Source organism: Bradyrhizobium sp. LLZ17 (genome assembly GCF_041200145.1).
GTDB lineage: Bacteria > Pseudomonadota > Alphaproteobacteria > Rhizobiales > Xanthobacteraceae > Bradyrhizobium.
In genome coordinates, this window is the sequence record NZ_CP165734.1 from 3037748 (window position 1) to 3053892 (window position 16145).

Sequence of the window (16145 nt, forward strand, 5' to 3'; positions counted from 1 at the left end):
GGCCCGGCCGATTGCGACCTCGCGATCGGGGGCGCGCGTTAGGGGACAGCAATGGCAAAGCCGGCAGTGGTTGTGGTGGGCGCGGACAAGGGCGGGGTCGGCAAGACTACGGTGTCGCGCACCTTGCTCGATTATTTTTCCGCCAACAACGTGCCGACGCGCGCCTTCGACACGGAGTCGCCGCGCGGAACGCTGAAGCGCTTCCATCCCGATATCACCGAGATCGTCGACATGACGACGACGTCGGATCAGATGAAGATCTTCGATACGCTCAACGCGACAAGCCCGTCGGTCACAGTGATCGACGTCCGCGCCGGCCTGCTCTCGCCTGCGCTCGCCTCGTTGCGCGACATCGGCTTCCTCGATGCCGCCAAGGCCGGTCAGATCACCTTCGCGGTGTTCCACATCCTGGGCCCCTCGATCGCCTCGCTTGACGAAATCGCCGAGACCGCGAATTTCATGTCCGGCGCAAAATATTTCCTGGTCAAGAACTTCATCAACGACACCCAGTTCTTCCAGTGGGATCAGGCGACCTATAATTCCTACTTCCACCGCATCAAGGACGCGACCGAGCTGACCATCCCCAAGCTCAACGAAATGGCCTATGAGCAGGTCGAAGTCTCCTCCGTTCCGTTCCTGAAATTCGTCGCCAACAAGGGCATCAACGACGAGGCCGCGAACTATTCCTTCGTGCTGCGCGGGTATGTCCGGCACTGGCTCGCGAACGTCTGGAGCGAGTTCGACCGGATCCGGCTGACCGACATCGTCGGCTCGACCAAGGCTGGGGCCCGCAGCAGCGAAAAATAGTTGCGAGCGACGTGCGGATACGGCTGGATTGGGGCGGTGAGTTCGCTCAGATAAGCTCAAGATGTCCGCAACGCCCCTCTACATCATCTGCTCGCCCCGCCCGCAGGTCGGCAAGACGCTGCTGGCGCGGCTCTTGAGCGAATTCCTGCTGCTCAAGAACGGCAATGTCGCGGCCTTCGACGTCAATCTGAAGGAGCCGTCGCTGCTCGACTATCTGCCGAAGATCACCGAAACGGCCGATGTGATCGACACGTTCGGCAAGATGCAGCTGATGGACCGCGTCATCGTCGATGATGGGATTGCCAAGGTGATCGACCTCGGCTTCCACGCCTTCGACGAGTTCTTCAAGATGACCGACGAGATCGGGCTGCTGAAAGAGGCGGCGCGCCGGCATGTCGCGCCGATGATCCTGTTCGTCGCCGATACCGACCGCGTCTCCGCCCGCGCCCATGAGATGCTGCGCGGGCAGATCCCGCGGATGAACCTGATCATTGTGGACAATGAATTCATCATCCGCGGCGAGTTGCCGCCTGCCATGGCCGACGGCCGCCTGCTGCGCCTGCCGGCGCTGCCCGGGTTCCTGAAGACCTATATTGACCGGCTGACCTTCTCCTTCACCGGCTATCTGCGCCAGGAGAAGGACTCCTCGACCGAGCTGCATCAGTGGGTCCGCCGGAATTACCTTTCGTTCCGGGAGCTCGAGCTCAGTCTGATCCTGCAGCGCTCATAGCGCTTTATTTACCCGGGTAATATTGACGGAGAGCCGGATCGCGCCTACTGAGGAGCCCATCGGCATCCCCTCAACAAGGCCCCACGCCCGTGAGCACTCACCGGAAAGCAGCCATCGCCGCCTACAAGGAACGCAAGACCATCGCGGGCATCTTCGCCGTTCGCTGCGCGGCCTCGGGCGAGGCCTGGGTCGGTCAGGCTCCTAACCTCGAAACTATCCAGAACCGTATCTGGTTCTCGCTGCGCCAAGGCAGCCACACCTGCCGCAGCCTCCAGGCCGCGTGGAACACGCATGGCGAGGCGGGCCTGACGTTTGGCGAGTGCGAGCGTCTGGAGAACGAGGAAGCGGACTACGTCCGCAATGCGCTCCTGAAGGAGCGCTGGCTGCATTGGCGGTCCGCGCTGAAAGCCGAGGCGATCTGGAGATCGCCGCAGCCACCGCTCAATGCCCTTCGAACGTCATCAGCGTGCGCACCGGCACGTCCATGGCGCGCAGCTTGGCGGCGCCGCCGAGCTCGGGCAGGTCGATGATGAAGCAGGCGGCGACCACATTGGCGCCGATCTGGCGCAGCAGCTTCACCGCGCCTTCCGCGGTGCCGCCGGTGGCGATGAGATCGTCGACCAGGATGACGCGCTCGCCGGGCTGGATCGCGTCGACATGCATCTCCATCTCGTCGATGCCGTATTCCAGCGAATACGCGATACGCACGGTAGTGTGCGGCAGCTTGCCTTTTTTCCGGATCGGCACGAAGCCGGCCGAGAGCTGATGCGCCACCGCGCCGCCGATGATGAAGCCGCGCGCCTCCATGCCGGCAACCTTGTCGATCTTGTTGCCGGCCCAGGGATTGACCAGCTCATCGACCGCGCGGCGGAAGGCGCGCGCGTCGGCGAGCAGCGTGGTGATGTCGCGGAACATGATCCCCGGTTTGGGATAGTCGGGGATGGTGCGGACGCTCGCCTTCAGATCGTGATCAAAATTCATCGGTGTCTCTCAATTGGCCGGCGCTTCCAGCCGGAACGCATTCTCAACGATACGCAGACCCACCTCGTTGCCAAGCGACATCAGCGATTCCGGATGGAATTGCACGCCGGCGACCGGCAGCGTCTTGTGCTCGAGTGCCATTGCAACACCGTCCTCGGTGCTTGCGGTGACGGACAAAACCTCCGGCATGCTATCGCGTTCGACATAGAGCGAGTGATACCGGCCGATCACGATCTCGTTCGGCAGATTGCGCATCAGGCGCCCGCCGCGGACCTGAACCCGCGACGGACGACCGTGCGCGGGATGCGTGAGCTGGCCGAGCTCGCCGCCAAAATATTCGCCAATTGCCTGCACGCCAAGGCAGACGCCGAACACCGGCAGTTTGTCCGCCAGCGCGGCGCCGATGGTCGTCTTGATCCCGAAATCCTCAGGCCGCCCGGGTCCCGGCGACAGCACCAGCAAATCCCACCTCTTCTGCTTCAGCATGTCGAGCGCATGCACATAGCGGACCACGGTGACGCTGGCGCCGACCTGGCGGAAATAGTCAGCGAGCATGTGGACGAAACTGTCGTCATGATCGATCAGCAGCACCCGCTTGCCCGATCCCGTGGCATCAGGCGCAAAGGCCGACAGCGGCTTCGGCGGGTCACCGCGCAGCGCCTGGAACAGGGCCGCGGCCTTGACCTGGCATTCGCGGTCTTCCGCGGCGGGATCGGAATCGAACAGGCAGGTGGCACCGACGCGCACCTCGGCGAGGCCATCCTTCATGCGGATGGTGCGGATGGTGAGGCCGGTGTTGATGCTGCCGTCGAAATTCACCGCGCCGATCGCGCCGGCATACCAGCGCCGGGGCGAGCGTTCGTGATCCTCGACGAACTGCATCGCCCAGAGCTTTGGCGCGCCGGTGACCGTGACGGCCCAGGCATGGGTCAGGAACGCATCGAGCGCGTCGAAGCCCGGGCGCAGCATGCCCTCGACGTGATCGACGGTGTGGAACAGCTTCGAGTAGGTCTCGATCTGGCGTCGCGCCAAAACCTTGATCGTGCCGGGGACGCAGACGCGCGCCTTGTCGTTGCGATCGACGTCGGTGCACATGTTGAGCTCGAACTCGTCCTTCTCCGAGTTCAGGAGCTGGCGGATCTGCTCGGCGTCGCCGATCGCATCACTGCCGCGCGCGATCGTGCCGGAGATCGGACAGGTCTCGACCCGGCGCCCGTCGGAGCGCACGAACATTTCGGGCGAGGCCGACACCAGGAACTCGCCGTCACCGAGATTCATCAGCGCGCCGTAAGGCGACGGGTTGATGACGCAGAGCCGCTGGAACACTTCAGCCGGCGAGCGGTCGCAGGGTTCGGCGAAGAGCTGACCGGGCACGGCTTCGAACAGATCGCCGCGGGCAAAGGCTGCGCGCGCGGTCTCGACTGTCGCCTGGTACTCGCCGGGGGCGTGATCGGCAAAGCCCTGGCGCGGCGTCTTCTGATACGGGCTGTCGGCTGTCTCGCGTGGCAGGCCTTCCGTCGACTTGCCCTTCCAGGCGAAGTCGTAGGCCAGCATCACGCCGCGGCCGGTGGCGCGGTCATAAGCGAGCAGGCGATCGGGCACGTAGAGCACGATGTCGCGCTGGTCTTTTCGCGCGGCCGCTTCTGCACGATGTCCTCGATCTGGAACACGAGGTCATAGGCGAAGGCGCCGAACAGGCCGAGCAGCCCGTCGTCGTTGGCGGAGAAGGCGGCAACGAGATCGCGCACCAGCGACATCACGCTGGCCCGGCGCGTGCGCTGGTCCTCCTCGACCGGAGCGTCGCCGCGGATGATGTGGCCGGCAAGGTGCGATGGCGTCTTCTCGGAGATCACCACGCAGGGCTCGCGCAGCACGTCGCCGAGAAAGGCAACCAGGACCTGCCCGCGCTCGTTGAGCGCTTCCAGCTTGAAGTTGACGCCGACGGTCTCGAGCTTGAGTGGCGGATCGGAGAAGCCGAGATCAAAGCTCTCGTAGCGGCCGGGCACGGTCGTTCCCGACGACAGCACCACGCCATGGCGGCGGTCGAGCAGGTTGATGAGATCGTCCAGCCGGTTGGCCTCGCCGGTAAACTGCTCCGCCACGCGCGTGATCGACAGGCCCGCGCGGGTCACATAGTCGGATCTGGCCGGGAGGGTGAAGACGGTCCTGTTCATGTGGTCCTCTTACGAAACTTGTCGAGGGAACGCCACACAGGACAAACGATCAGGCCGCCGCACTGCGTGGGCGACCTTCGACGATTTTGAGAAAAGAAATCGCACCGGCCACCTCTTAGGAGGTGCGCCACCAAAGACGGGATGGGCGGGCCACGGTGCTCATGGCCGGATACTCACCATGGCGCGAAGGCGGCGTCAAGGTGTCGCCTCCGGTAGCCCGCATGGAGCGCAGCGCAATCCAGGTCCGGTACCATGATGAGACAGCCCCGGATTACGCTGCGCTCCATCCGGGGTACAAGTCAAAGGCCACACCGCTTCCAAAGGGCTGCCATCTCGGCATCGCTGGCAAACTCGCCGCGCTCAGCTTGATCGAGACCCTCGCGAACGACCGCTCTGTGCTCCTCCGGGATCATGAAGACCTCGCGGTCTCGGGGCCTCTCGTCTTCGGATCGATCCGGCACAGTCTCACCCCAGGTGCTTCCTAAAAAACTCCGTCGCCCGTCCCCAGGCGAGTTCGGCGGCTTCGCGGTCGTGCACGGCCTGGCGCTGCTCGTTGACGAAGGCGTGCTCGGCGTCATAGCGGAACAGCTCCAGCGACTTGCCGGCGGCCTTCATCGCGTTCTCGAACCCGCTGACCAGCTCCGGTGTGCACCATTCGTCCTTGTTGGCGAAGTGCGCCTGCAAGGGAATCTTGACGTCGGCGGGCTTGGCCGCCTGCTCCGGAGGGATGCCGTAGAACACGACGCCGGCCGCAAGCTCGGGGATTTTGGTCGCGCCGATGATGGTCACGGCGCCGCCAAGGCAGAAGCCGGTCAGACCCACTTTGGCGCCGTTGCGCGACAGATATTGCGTGGCGCCGCGCACGGTCTGCGTGGTGGCGTCCATGAAGTCGAGGGAGTTCATCTCTTTGCCGGCCGCGTCGGTGTCGTGATAGGGCACGACCTTGCCCTTGTAGAGATCGGGCGCCAGCGCATCGAAGCCGGCCAGCGCGAAGCGATCGCATAGGCCCTTGATCTGGTCCGACAGCCCCCACCATTCCTGGATCACGACCACGCCCGGCGCGTTGCCGCGCGCAGCATTCGCGAGATAGCCCGAGGCGTCCTTGCCGTCCGGGCGCTTGAAGCTGATTGCGGTTCCCATGGGTGTCCTCCGACGAGTTTCTGGGGAATGGTTGGCGGCATTTTGGCCGCTGCGGGCGCGTAGCGCAATCCACACTCACGTCATTCCGGGGCGCACGCAGTGCGAACCCGGAATCTCGAGATTCCGGGCTCGACGCTGACGCATCGCCCCGGAATGGCGGAGGGGCGAGCAACAAAAAAGCCCCCTTGCGGGGGCCTCTTGATTCTCGTCTCGCGTACGCCGCTCAGTGCGAGTCGGCCCAGACTTTCTTCTTGGTGAAGTACATCAGGCCGGCGAAGATGATCAGGAAGATGAAGACCTGGAAGCCGAGGCGCTTGCGCGCCTCCATGTGCGGCTCCGCGGTCCACATCAGGAACGTGGTGACGTCCTTGGCGTATTGCGCCACCGTCGCCGGCGAGCCGTCGTCATAGGTCACCTGGCCGTCGCTGAGCGGCTTCGGCATCTTGATGGCATGACCCGGGAAGTACTTGTTGTAGTAGGAGCCCTCCGGGATCGTCACGCCTTCCGGCACCTTGTCCTCAAAACCCTGGAGTACGGCCGCGACATAGTCCGGGCCCTGCTCCTGGTACTGGGTGAAGAAGTCAACGAGGAACAACGGGAAACCGCGGCCGTAGGAACGCGCCTTGGTGATCAGCGACAAGTCCGGCGGAGCCGCACCACCGTTGGCCGCGCGCGCCGCCTGCTCGTTCGGGAAGGGCGAGGGGAAGTAGTCGGCCGGCCGGCCCGGGCGCTCGAACATTTCACCCTGGTCGTTCGGACCGTCCTTGACCTTGTAGTCGGAGGCGAAGGCGGCCACCTGCGCCGTCGAATAGCCGGGACCGCCGGGATCGCCGAGATTGCGGAAGGCGATGTAGGACAGGCTGTGGCAGTTCGAGCAGACCTCCTTGTAGACCTTCAGACCGCGCTGGAGCGCACCGCGGTCATACTTGCCGAAAGGGCCCGCGAAGGACCAGCTGTTGCCGGGCGGCCTGGTGCCGCCTTCCTCGGCCCGGGCGCTGTCGCTCGAGCCGGCAAGCAAGGAGCCGGCGAGCGCAAGAGCGATCACGGTCGACACCATCGGGGTCGACTTGCTGCCGGTCTTGGCCAGAACCGCTTCTGCGATCGAGTTCGGCACCGGCCGCGGCTTCTCGATGCGCGAGAGCAGCGGCAGCACGATCAGGAAGTAGGCGAAGTAGCATACCGTCAGGACCCGGCCGGCGATCACGTAGATGCCTTCCGGCGGCTGCGCGCCGAGATAGCCGAGCAGGATGCAGACCGCGACGAAGATCCAGAAGAACTGCTTGGCCAGCGGCCGGTACTTCGACGATCTGGTCTTGGCGGCATCGAGCCAGGGCAGGAAGCACAGGATGATGATGGCCGAGAACATCCCGATCACGCCAGCGAGCTTGTTCGGGATCGAGCGCAGGATCGCGTAGAACGGCAGATAATACCATTCCGGCACGATGTGCGGCGGCGTCACGCCGGGGTTCGCCGGAATGTAGTTGTCGGCGTCGCCGAGATAGTTCGGCATGTAGAAGATGAACCAGGCGTAGAGCAGCAGGAAGCAGGCGACGCCGAAACCGTCCTTGATGGTCGCGTGCGGCGTGAACGGCACCGTGTCCTTTTCCGTCTTCGGCTCGACGCCGTCCGGATTGTTCTGGCCGGCGACATGCAGCGCCCAGACGTGGAGCACGACCACGCCCGCGATCAGGAACGGCAGCAGATAGTGCAGCGAGAAGAACCGGTTCAGCGTCGGATTGCCGACCGAATAGCCGCCCCACAACAGCGTCACGATGCTCTCGCCGACATAGGGAATGGCGGAGAACAGGTTGGTGATGACGGTGGCGCCCCAGAAGCTCATCTGGCCCCACGGCAGCACGTAACCCATGAAGCCGGTCGCCATCATCAGCAGGTAGATGATCACGCCGAGGATCCACAGCACCTCGCGCGGCTCCTTGTAGGAGCCGTAATAGAGTCCGCGCAGCATGTGAACGTAGACGGCGACAAAGAACATCGATGCGCCGACCGCGTGCATGTTGCGCAGCAGCCAGCCGAAATTGACGTCACGAACCAGCAGCTCGACCGACTTGAAGGCGAGATCGGCATGCGGCGTGTAGTGCATCGCCAGGATCACGCCGGTCAGGATCTGGATCCCGAGCATGAAGGAGAGAATGGCGCCGAACGTCCACCAATAGTTCAAGTTGCGCGGGGTGGGATAGACGACGAAGGAAGAGTGGATCAGACCCATGATCGGCAGACGTCGCTCGATCCATTGCAGGGCCGGATTGCTCGGCTGGTAGTCGGATGGTCCGCTCATGATGCGATCCTGAGGAAATAATACGACATGACGGTTCGAGGCTGCGGACGCGGGTCCGCAGCTCAGCCGATCTGGATTTTGGTGTCGGAAACGAACTGGTAGGGCGGCACCGCGAGGTTCGCGGGCGCGGGCCCCTGGCGGATGCGGCCGGACGAGTCGTACTGCGAACCATGGCAGGGGCAGAAGAACCCGTCGTAATTGCCTTCATGGGCGATCGGGATGCAGCCCAGATGGGTGCAGATGCCGATCACGACCAGCCACTGGTCATGGCCGGACTTGACCCGGGCCTCGTCGCTCTGCGGATCCGGCAGGCTCGCCACGTTGACGGCGCGCGCCTCGTCGATCTGCTTCTTGGTGCGGTGGCTGATGTAGATCGGCTTGCCGCGCCAGAACACCTTGATGTCCTGCCCCTCGGCGACCGGGCTGAGATCGACCTCGATCGGCGCACCGGCGGCGATGGTCGAGGCGTCCGGATTCATTTGGGAGATGAAGGGCCAAAGTGCGGCCGCGCCCCTACTGCTGCGGCAGCTCCCGTTGCAACGAATAAGAAATCACGGCGTGTCGGATGGTCCGCCGAAGACGCTGTCGTCACGATTCCAACCCTTTCTTCTTAGCTGCCGGTGGAACCGCTCCAGGGAGAGCCCAAAGGTCCCCAGAACAGTCTGCCGGCGCCCGCGGCCCCCGCGGCGGCAGAACTTCGCGTGTTCCCGCCAAAACAGGCGGAAACAGCAGTCCAGAATCGTTCTATTCGCACCCTTGCCGGGCGAGCGCAAGCCCGCTAACCGCGCGGAAGCGTGCAATGCACGAATTCCGTCGCTGGCGATGTTTTAATGAGACATTTCCGGCCCGCAGCAACCCGGTCACGACACATGCAGATAGCGCTTTTCCAGCCCGACATTGCCCAGAACACCGGCACGATTCTCAGGCTCTGCGCCTGTCTCGGATTGGCGGCCCATATCATCGAACCCGCCGGCTTCCCGTTCTCCGACCGGCTGTTCCGCCGGGCGGGAATGGACTATCTCGACCATGTCAGCGTGACCCGTCACGATTCATGGTCGAAATTTTCGGCCTGGCGCGAGGAACAACATTATCGGCTGCTGCTGTTCACCACCAAAGGCGCTACCGACTACCGCGATTTCCGTTACCAGACGTCCGACATCCTGCTATTCGGGCGCGAGAGCGCCGGCGTCACCGATGCGGTGGTCGAAGCTGCCGATGCCCGCCTGGTGATCCCGATCTCGCCGGGGCTGCGCTCGCTCAATGTCGCCATGACCGCGGCGATGGCCGCAGGCGAGGCGCTGCGGCAGGTCCGGAACCCGCAAGTTTGACAGCCAGTTTGACAGCAAGTTTGACAGTTTAAGGAGAGACGATTGAGTTACGCGGTCAAGGAAATCTTCCTGACCCTGCAAGGCGAAGGCGCCCACGCGGGGCGCGCCGCCGTGTTCTGCCGTTTTGCCGGCTGCAATCCTGGAGCGGCCGGGAGGCCGATCGCGACGACGCGACTTGCAAATTCTGCGACACGGATTTCGTCGGCACGGATGGCACGCTTGGCGGACGCTACGGCTCGGCCGCGGACCTCGCCGAGACCATCGCCGCGCAATGGACCGGATCGGCCGTGAACCGCTATGTGGTGCTGACCGGCGGCGAGCCGCTGTTGCAGGTCGACACCGAACTGGTCGCGGCGCTCCACGCCCGCGGCTTCGAGATCGGGGTCGAGACCAACGGCACGGTCGCGCCGCCGGACGGGCTCGACTGGATCTGCGTCAGCCCCAAGGGCGGCAGCGAACTGGTGCTGCGCCATGGCCACGAGCTGAAGCTGGTCTATCCGCAGGCGCTCGCTACGCCGGAGACTTTCGAGGGCCTCGCCTTCGAACGCTTCTCGCTCCAGCCGATGGACGGGCCGGATGTCGCCGAGAATACCGCACGCGCGATCGACTATTGCCTGCGCCATCCGCAATGGCGGCTGAGCGTGCAGACGCATAAATCGCTCGGCATCAGATAGGACGGGTTGACGGACAGATGTGGGAATTGACGAAATCGTTTCGCTTCGAGGCGGCGCATTCGCTGTCGGGCACGACCTTTGGCGCTGACAGCGAAGAGATCCACGGCCACTCCTTCCGCGCCGAGGTGACCCTGCGCGGCACGCCGGATCCGGCGACCGGGATGCTGGTGGACCTCGGCGTGCTCCAGCGCGCCATCGAGGACGTGCGCGTGATGCTGGACCACAAGTTCCTCAACAAGATCGAGGCGCTTGGGATCCCGACGCTGGAAAACCTCTCACGCTTTGTCTGGGAGCGGCTAGAGCATATCGGCAAGCTCACCCGCGTCAGCATTCACCGCGACAGTTGCAACGAGAGCTGCACCTATTACGGTCCGCAAGGATAGACTTCGAGGATTTCGTAGGGTGGGCAAAGCGCAGCGTGCCCACCATTCAAGATCACGGTGAAAGATGGTGGGTACGGCGCAAGGGCGCCTTTGCCCACCCTACGGCACTACGGTTGGGATTTGCAGATGGACGTTTCAATCATCGAAGACCGCAAAGCCCGCGCCCGCGCCTGGTTCGAATCCTTGCGCGACGACATCTGCGCGAGCTTCGAGCGGCTGGAGGATGACGCGCCGCAAAGCCTCTATCCCGGCGACGCCGGCCGGTTCAAACGCACGCCGTGGCAGCGTACCGATCATACCGGCGCGGCCGGCGGCGGCGGCGTGATGTCGATGATGTACGGCCGCCTGTTCGAGAAGGTCGGCGTGCATTGCTCGACCGTGCACGGCGAATTCGCGCCCGAGTTTCGCGCGCAGATCCCCGGCGCGGCGGACGATCCGCGGTTCTGGGCCTCCGGCATCTCGCTGATCGCTCACTTACGCAATCCGCACGTGCCGGCAGTCCACATGAACACGCGCTTCGTCGTCACCACCAAGGCCTGGTTCGGCGGCGGCGCCGACCTCACGCCGGTGCTCGATCGCCGCCGCACGCAGGACGACGCCGACACGATCGCCTTCCACGCCGCGATGAAGGACGCCTGTACCGGACCGAACGGCGTTGCCGATTACGACAAGTACAAGACGTGGTGCGACGAGTATTTCTATCTGCCGCACCGGAAAGAGGCGCGCGGCGTCGGCGGCATCTTCTACGACTGGCACGACAGCGGCGACTGGGACGCCGACCTCGCCTTCACCCAGGACGTCGGTCGCGCCTTCCTCAAGACCTATCCTGACATCGTGCGGCGCAATTTCGCAACCGCCTGGACCGCGGAGGATCGCGAGGAGCAGCTGGTTCGGCGCGGGCGTTATGTCGAGTTCAACCTGCTCTATGACCGCGGCACGATTTTCGGACTCAAGACCGGCGGCAATGTCGACTCGATCCTGTCATCGCTGCCGCCGGAGGTGAAATGGCCATGAGCGCGATCAAGCCGCTCCCCCGCGCCATGCTGATCGACATGGACGACACCATCCTGTCGGCCTATGGCCGGCCCGAGATCGCCTGGAACACGATCGCCAACGAGTTCGCCGACGAGCTCGCGCCGCTGCCGCCGCGCGAGGTCGCAACGGCCGTGCTGGCCTTCGCGCGAAACTTCTGGGCCAATGCGGACGCCTCATGGCGGCTGAAGCTTGCCGAAGCCCGGCATCTGACGGTCAAGGGCGGCTTTGCCGCGCTCGCCGCGGCTGGCCACCGCGCCCTGCCCGACGATCTCGCGATGCGCCTGGCCGATCGCTTCACCAGCTATCGCGAAGAGGAGATGTTCGTCTTCCCCGGCGCGCATGATGCCATCGACAGGCTGAAGGCGCTCGGCGTCAAGCTCGCGCTGGTGACCAACGGCGCCGCCGTCACCCAGCGCGCCAAGGTCGAGCGATTCGAGCTGGCGCATCGTTTTCACCACATCCAGATCGAGGGCGAGCACGGCTTCGGCAAGCCGGAGGAGCGCGCCTATCTGCATGCGATGGACGCGCTCGGCGTCACCGCCGAAGACACCTGGATGATCGGCGACAATCTGGAATGGGAAGTCGTCACCCCGCAGCGCCTCGGCATCTATGCGATCTGGATCGACGTGCATGGCGAGGGCCTGCCCGAGGGCTCGACCGTCCGGCCCGACCGCATCATCCGCTCGCTGACCGAACTGCTGCCGGGCGAGCCGTAACCAGGCGCGAACAAAAAAATCTCGAAAACAACCCCATGCACAGTAGACGGCTGCCGCAAATTCAACGGCTTGCGGATTTTGCGAAAAACCTTTGACCTGTCGGGCAAAACAGGCGCATGATGTCATTGTCGCGGGGCATGGCCAAGAAAGCCCTTGCGCAATCGATCCAACAGGCGCACTTGCCTGACTCAGTGAAATCGCTCCGGCTTGAAACCGTGCCATCGGTGTTTCAACAGCCTGGCAGCGGATCCGCCTGCCGCAGCACATCCAGCAATCCAGCAGCCCGTGATGGGCATGTCATGCCTGTTTGCTAGCCTCTCAAGTCAATCAACCCGAAAGGACCATCCATGGAACTGAAAGCCGGCGATATCGTCATGCTGAAATCCGGCGGCCAGCCGCTCACCGTCGCAACCGTGAAGGGCGACGACGTGACCTGTCTCTGGATGGGCGCAGAAGGCGATTTGTTTCGCGAGACGCTGCCGCTCGCGGTGCTCGAACGCCTGGAAGTGGAAGACCTCGACGAAGACGAGGATGACGACGAAGACGAGGAATAGGCACGGTTGAAGCCTGATTAGACCCGGAGTGCTCGGCTCCGGCGCACCTGATGTCCGCTTGGTCCGCCAATCGCGGCGCATTAGCGGACATCGCTTGTCGCAAGTCCGTAGGATGGGTCATCGCGCGCCGCTACGGAGGCGGGTCGGCCAACCGACACGAACCAGCGTTTCATCGGGATCAGACATGGCAAACTCGTGCATCCCCCATGGTTTGTCTTCGGGTGATCGCTGAAATTCGCGGGCCGCGGCGTCAACGTTCTCGAGATAGAGATAAAGGCCAAAAGGGTTTCAATTCTCGTCTACGCTGCCGCCCGGGCAAAGTTACGACGATACCCGTCATGATGAGGTGATTGCAGAAAAAGGCGATGGGTTTCGCAAGGGCTCAACCCATCCTACGGACTGCACTTCTTCTCCCGCGCCACGCCAGCGTAGCTTGTGCCGTGTGGCAGCCATGTCCGCAACGGTCGTCGGCTGTGAATCAAGCTTCCCCCACGGAAAAGATCCCTGGGTTGGATGTAGCGAATCCTCGGGCGGACAAACCAGTGCATTTTTCTCGGCGACGTGCCGAGACAGTCTCACCTACAAGAACTACGTGGACTGCGTCGAGACCAAGGTGTTCCTGGGCGAGTATCGCAACAGAGCCTACTGGTTTTGCAGCAGCCTCTCTGCTGGCAACAAGTTCAAAGTCGCCGAACTCAAGCGATCAAGACGCTAGCGCTACTCAACTCCGTCGCGCCTGATGTCCGCTTCACCGCCAATCACGGCGACAGCGGACATCGCTGAAGCCCGTAGGATGGGTGGAGCGCAGCGATACCCATCAAGGTCTCGCGCCATGCTCGCGGGTGTCGTCGGAATCGTTACGACGAGAACCCGTCATGATGAGGTGATGACGGAAGCGATGGGTTTCGCGAGGGCTCAACCCATCCTACAGGCTGCGCCGGGCATCACGCACCGCCAATCGCCCTCGTGATCTTGCCGCTGCCGCCGCAATTGGGACAGGGAGACGCACCGATGCGTCCCTTGCCATGACATTCGGGACAGATGTCTTCGCCGGTGCCGGGTGTTCCGGGGCGGGCTTCGTCACCGGGATTGAGGGTCGCCTGGTTCGTTGAGGCCTGGGAAGCTGAACCGGTGTTCTGAGGGGTCGAAGGATCTGCGTTTGCCATTTGCATCTCCCTGGTCGACCGCAAACGCGCTTCACCGACGGAAGTTGCTAATGGTGATATCCGACGCGGTAGTCCGGAACGAGGTTCGATCCCCGGTCCACGCGCGAATGCCTTCCGGGCCGGGTCATCTACGCGATGAGTTGCCTCACCGCAGCCGAGATCATCACCAACCCGCCGGTGATCACCGCAACATCGAGGATCGCCGTGTGGATGTGCACCGGCATGCGCTCGACGAACGCCTTGGCGAGGAATGCGCCGGGGATGGCGATGGCCCCGATCAGCAGCGCGAAGGCGAGCACCTGCGCGGTGACGGCGCCGGCGAGGCCGAACACCGAGATCTTGATGAGGCCGGTGCCGAGCGAGATCATTGCATCCGTGGCGATCACGGCGGCGCCTTCGAGGCCCGCGGCCATCAGCAGCGAGAGCAGGATCACGCCGGAACCGGACGTGCCGCCCACCAGCACCCCGTAGCCGACCGAGCCTGCCGCCAGACCAGTGTCGCCGATCTTGACTTGGCGGCGGCGGAGCACGCGGCGCAGCGGCACGCTCAGGATCAGCATGGTGCCGATAACCAGCGCCGCGCCGGCATTGCTCAGCCGCGTATAGCCGTAGGCGCCGAGCGCGGTGGTCAGCGCCGCGCAGGCGAGCACGATCAGTGCGCGGCGGCGGTCGGCATAGCGGAGATAGGCAATCGCACGGCTCGAATTGGTGAAGATCGCGGAGATCGCGATGATCGGCACCACGGGTTCGGCGCCGACCAGCGGCACCAGCACCAGCGGCATCAGCGCGCCGGTCCCGTAGCCGGCCAGACCACCAATGATCGATGCGAACAACGCCATCAACGCGACCAGCAGCAGCTGAAACAGCGAGATGTCGGCGAAGCCCGAGACGATGGTCAATGTTTCTGATCGCGCCTGATGCGTGCCGCAGCTTGATCTGCGATGGAAGCGAGTGCGGCTTCATCTAGTGGAAAATCGGCGGCGAGCCAAGCGTCCTCGGCGAGGGTCAACACATGTCCGAGCGCCGGCCCCTCGGCCATGCCGCGCGCGATGAAATCGGCGGCTTTCAGCGGGAATTTCGGCGCGGTCCAGCGCTGCGGCAGCTCGGCCAGCGCGCGCCAGCGCGACGATGTCACGTCGCCGCCTTTCCTCGCCCAGCCCAGCAGCACGCGATCGTGATAGCGCTCCGGCCCGAGCCGGTAGAGCAGCCGCCGCGCGCTGGCCTCGTCCTTGGTGGCGAAGCGCCACCAGCGGTGCCCCATCGAATCCAGCGCCTTGGCCTCATTGTTGGAGAGCCGCAAGCGCGCGGCGACGCGTTTTGCATCCTCGGTCACGGCCACCGTCAGCGCGGCGAGCCGACGGGTTACGCTCGCGGGCAGGCCGAGCGCGCGCTCGATCGCGATCATCGCCGACAACGGTCCGGTATAGACGACGCCGCCGATCAGCGCTTGCAGCAAGCCGGCATCGGCCATCGCCAGCGCGGCGCTCGATGCGCCGCCGGCGACCAGCAATTTCAGCATCTCCATGCGCACCCGCTCGGCCGACAGGGTCGCGAGGCCGGCGCGGCCACGGATGCAGGCAAGGTAGCCGGCGCGGTCGGGCTCGCCGGCACCGAAGGCGGCGTGGATGCGGAAGAAGCGCAGGATGCGCAGGTAATCTTCAGTGATGCGCTGATCGGCATCGCCGATGAAGCGCACACGCCGCGCTCGCGCATCCGCGACGCCGCCGACATAGTCGTAGACGACGCCGCCCGCATCGACCGACAACCCGTTCATGGTGAAGTCGCGGCGCTCGGCGTCCTTGACCCAGTCGCGGCCGAAGGCGACGCGCGCCTTGCGGCCGAAGGTTTCGGTGTCCTCGCGCAGCGTGGTGACCTCGTAGGGCTGGCTGTCGATCACGAGCGTGATGGTGCCGTGGTCGATGCCGGTCGGCACGCTCTTGATGCCGGCGCTCTTTGCGCGCCGCATCACCTCCTCCGGCAATGCCGTGGTCGCGATGTCGATGTCGCCCGGCGCGAGATCGAGCAGCGCGTTACGGACGGCGCCGCCGACCACGCGCGCCTCCTCACCGTCCACATTGAGAATTTGCAGGACGCGCGCGGTCCCGCCTGAGATCAGCCAGGGCGCTTGCGCAAGGATCGGCTCCGCGCTCATCATCCCGCC

Annotated in this window: 12 protein-coding genes and 4 pseudogenes; 9 read left to right on the forward strand and 7 right to left on the reverse strand. The window is 64.3% G+C overall.

What is annotated here, in order from left to right; all coding sequences use genetic code 11:
* Positions 1–51 precede the first annotated feature (51 nt).
* The 3 genes and pseudogenes from AB8Z38_RS14990 to AB8Z38_RS15000 all read left to right on the forward strand — a co-directional run.
* On the forward strand, positions 52–807 hold the full coding sequence (locus AB8Z38_RS14990; protein ID WP_369725871.1) for a hypothetical protein: 756 nt from the start codon (positions 52–54) through the stop codon (positions 805–807).
* A gap of 61 nt (positions 808–868) precedes the next feature.
* On the forward strand, positions 869–1537 hold the full coding sequence (locus AB8Z38_RS14995) for a hypothetical protein (protein ID WP_369725872.1): 669 nt from the start codon (positions 869–871) through the stop codon (positions 1535–1537).
* Between the two features lie 89 nt (positions 1538–1626).
* A pseudogene (locus AB8Z38_RS15000) lies at positions 1627–1956 on the forward strand (GIY-YIG nuclease family protein); the annotation flags it as partial.
* A 22-nt stretch (positions 1957–1978) separates the two neighbouring features.
* On the opposite strand, the gene AB8Z38_RS15005 reads toward AB8Z38_RS15000, so the two are convergent.
* The 5 genes and pseudogenes from AB8Z38_RS15005 to petA form a co-directional block, all read right to left on the reverse strand.
* Positions 1979–2518 carry an adenine phosphoribosyltransferase gene (locus AB8Z38_RS15005; protein ID WP_369725873.1) on the reverse strand — a complete coding sequence of 180 codons (540 nt, stop codon included), beginning with the start codon at positions 2516–2518 and terminating at the stop codon, positions 1979–1981.
* A 9-nt stretch (positions 2519–2527) separates the two neighbouring features.
* Positions 2528–4692: pseudogene (locus AB8Z38_RS15010) on the reverse strand (anthranilate synthase component I).
* A 465-nt stretch (positions 4693–5157) separates the two neighbouring features.
* A complete protein-coding gene (locus AB8Z38_RS15015; RefSeq protein ID WP_369725874.1) occupies positions 5158–5832 on the reverse strand; it encodes a dienelactone hydrolase family protein in 675 nt (224 codons plus the stop codon).
* 223 nt (positions 5833–6055) lie between these two features.
* Positions 6056–8128, reverse strand: a complete 2073-nt coding sequence (gene fbcH / locus AB8Z38_RS15020) for a cytochrome b/c1 (protein ID WP_369725875.1) — start codon at positions 8126–8128, stop codon at positions 6056–6058.
* A 62-nt stretch (positions 8129–8190) separates the two neighbouring features.
* A pseudogene (petA, locus tag AB8Z38_RS15025) lies at positions 8191–8720 on the reverse strand (ubiquinol-cytochrome c reductase iron-sulfur subunit).
* Positions 8721–8997: 277 nt separating this feature from the next.
* Here petA and AB8Z38_RS15030 point away from each other — a divergent pair.
* From AB8Z38_RS15030 to AB8Z38_RS15055, 6 genes and pseudogenes are all read left to right on the forward strand, one after another.
* Positions 8998–9456, forward strand: coding sequence for a tRNA (cytidine(34)-2'-O)-methyltransferase (locus tag AB8Z38_RS15030; RefSeq protein WP_369725876.1), 459 nt, complete (start codon positions 8998–9000; stop codon positions 9454–9456).
* 42 nt (positions 9457–9498) lie between these two features.
* Positions 9499–10130, forward strand: a pseudogene (gene queE, locus AB8Z38_RS15035) (7-carboxy-7-deazaguanine synthase).
* A gap of 17 nt (positions 10131–10147) precedes the next feature.
* Positions 10148–10513: a 6-pyruvoyl tetrahydropterin synthase family protein gene (locus tag AB8Z38_RS15040; protein WP_369725877.1), complete on the forward strand. Its 366-nt coding sequence runs from the start codon at positions 10148–10150 to the stop codon at positions 10511–10513.
* Between the two features lie 126 nt (positions 10514–10639).
* Positions 10640–11527, forward strand: coding sequence for an oxygen-dependent coproporphyrinogen oxidase (gene hemF / locus AB8Z38_RS15045; RefSeq protein ID WP_369725878.1), 888 nt, complete (start codon positions 10640–10642; stop codon positions 11525–11527).
* Positions 11518–12264, forward strand: a complete 747-nt coding sequence (locus AB8Z38_RS15050; RefSeq protein WP_369725879.1) for an HAD family hydrolase — start codon at positions 11518–11520, stop codon at positions 12262–12264. The genes hemF and AB8Z38_RS15050 overlap by 10 nt, the downstream gene beginning before the upstream one ends.
* Before the next feature lie 347 nt (positions 12265–12611).
* A complete protein-coding gene (locus AB8Z38_RS15055; RefSeq protein ID WP_369725880.1) occupies positions 12612–12818 on the forward strand; it encodes a YodC family protein in 207 nt (68 codons plus the stop codon).
* Positions 12819–14112: 1294 nt separating this feature from the next.
* Here the strand turns inward: AB8Z38_RS15055 and AB8Z38_RS15060 are convergent.
* Both AB8Z38_RS15060 and AB8Z38_RS15065 read right to left on the reverse strand, forming a co-directional pair.
* Positions 14113–14883: a TSUP family transporter gene (locus AB8Z38_RS15060; protein ID WP_369725881.1), complete on the reverse strand. Its 771-nt coding sequence runs from the start codon at positions 14881–14883 to the stop codon at positions 14113–14115.
* The gene (locus tag AB8Z38_RS15065) at positions 14880–16136 is read right to left on the reverse strand and encodes a CCA tRNA nucleotidyltransferase (RefSeq protein WP_369725882.1); all 1257 of its coding nucleotides are present in this window, start codon (positions 16134–16136) and stop codon (positions 14880–14882) included. The genes AB8Z38_RS15060 and AB8Z38_RS15065 overlap by 4 nt, the downstream gene beginning before the upstream one ends.
* Between the last annotated feature and the right edge of the window lie 9 nt (positions 16137–16145).